We start from the raw sequence: 244 nt of genomic DNA, 5'->3' as shown, positions 1-244 counted from the left end.
ATGAACCGGGGCGGCCCGCGCGATCTCGGCGTGCTGCGCGACGGGCTGAACGCCGCCGAAATAATCCGCGCCGAAATCTTGAGCAAGCCGCATCATAACACGCTGGCCCTGCTGGCGCGGCCGCTGGCGACATCGCCGGAATTATCGGCTTTCCAGCAAACCCTCACCGACGCGCTGACCGATAACCTGCCCAGCCTCACCCGCGACGGTCATTTCATTCGCGCCGGTTATTTTCCCGCGCTCG

General features: G+C 64.8%; 1 protein-coding gene. It reads left to right on the top strand.

The features are described from left to right. Positions 1 to 244: hypothetical protein (locus KVT31_RS29865; RefSeq protein ID WP_217613761.1), on the top strand; the 244-nt coding region annotated here is incomplete at both ends.

The sequence above is a fragment of the Bacillus sp. GbtcB14 genome (assembly GCF_019091205.1).
Lineage (GTDB): Bacteria > Bacillota > Bacilli > Bacillales > Bacillaceae_G > Bacillus_A > Bacillus_A cereus_AG.
Note: the sequence above shows the minus strand (reverse complement) of the source record. Positions and strands in the feature narration are given on the sequence as shown.